Below are 1,108 nucleotides of genomic sequence, written 5' to 3'. Positions count from 1 at the left end.
CGGCACCACCGCTGCACCCGCGCTACATCCGTCTCCGGCAGACCCATTCCGCTAGTCTTGCAACCGTCCCCGTTGCGACGTTGACTGGAATCCGCCTCACCTGAGTTGGCCCCAGTTGGGTCGTTTTTCTGCATGAATTTTGGCTCCACCTGGGCGGAGGGCCGCCGGCTCGAAGACGGCGCTGCCCCAAACATCTACATCAACGCGACAAAAGGTGGGGTGGCCGCCTATCACATCGAAAACTTGATCATCGATGGCTTAGCAGAATTGCACTCCGCCACAACTGTTCTCCCACTTGAGGCGCTGGTCGTCGAACCCACGCCTTTCGTCGGTCGCGAATCCGAACTGACGCGGATTGCTGATCTGATATCTGGCTCAGGCGATAGCCCCAGCAACGGCATCGTCGTGGTGAGCGGACCCTCAGGGGTGGGGAAGACGGCGCTGGTGCGGCAGGCCGCCACCGCGGCAGCGGCTGCCGGACGGTTCGAACATGTTCTCTTTGTCGATCTCCGCGGTTGCGCGGATGACCCCGCTGTTCGGGTGCAGCCCGCGGTGGTGTTCTCGAAACTGTTGATCCTGCTCGGGGTCGAGGACGATGAGATCGCTGCCGATCCGGCTGAGCAGGCCATCCAGTACCAGCAGCGACTCCACGACCTCGCAGCCGAAGGAAAATCGGTACTGCTTTGGCTGGACAATGCCAGCGATCCATCGCAGTTCGAGCCGCTATGCCCCGGCACTGCAATCCATCGCGTCGCCGTGACGACGCGGGAAACGTTCGGCCGCATCCCGAAGCCACAGGTCGTCGATGTCGACGTGATGGGCTCCAACGAAGCGGTCGAACTGCTGATCAGCGCGGTCCCAACCCGTAATCCGGACGATGGGCGACTGGCTCAGGCTCCGCAGGTCACGCTGCGTCTAGCCGAACTTTGTGACCACTTGCCGCTGGCGCTGCAGATCGTGGCCGCACTCCTGGCTGATGAACCCGAGAGGCCGATCGCCGAGCTGGTCGAGGAGCTAGTGGTGTGTCTCGCAAATAAATAGGTGGTTGTTCGGTATTCTGGTGGGATGAGTGCACCAGCAGTGCCATTGCCGTTGTCGGCCGGTGAGC

The 1,108-nt window shown here is 62.0% G+C and carries 1 protein-coding gene; it reads left to right on the top strand.

The annotated features are described in order from the left end of the window. The first annotated feature begins 132 nt into the window (after positions 1-132). Positions 133-1,041, top strand: coding sequence for an AAA family ATPase (locus tag AC2VON_RS18365; RefSeq protein ID WP_486954237.1), 909 nt, complete (start codon positions 133-135; stop codon positions 1,039-1,041). Positions 1,042-1,108 lie beyond the last annotated feature (67 nt).

The organism is Mycobacterium sp. TH-M82, assembly GCF_057473605.1.
This window is presented reverse-complemented; position numbering and strand designations above follow the sequence as displayed.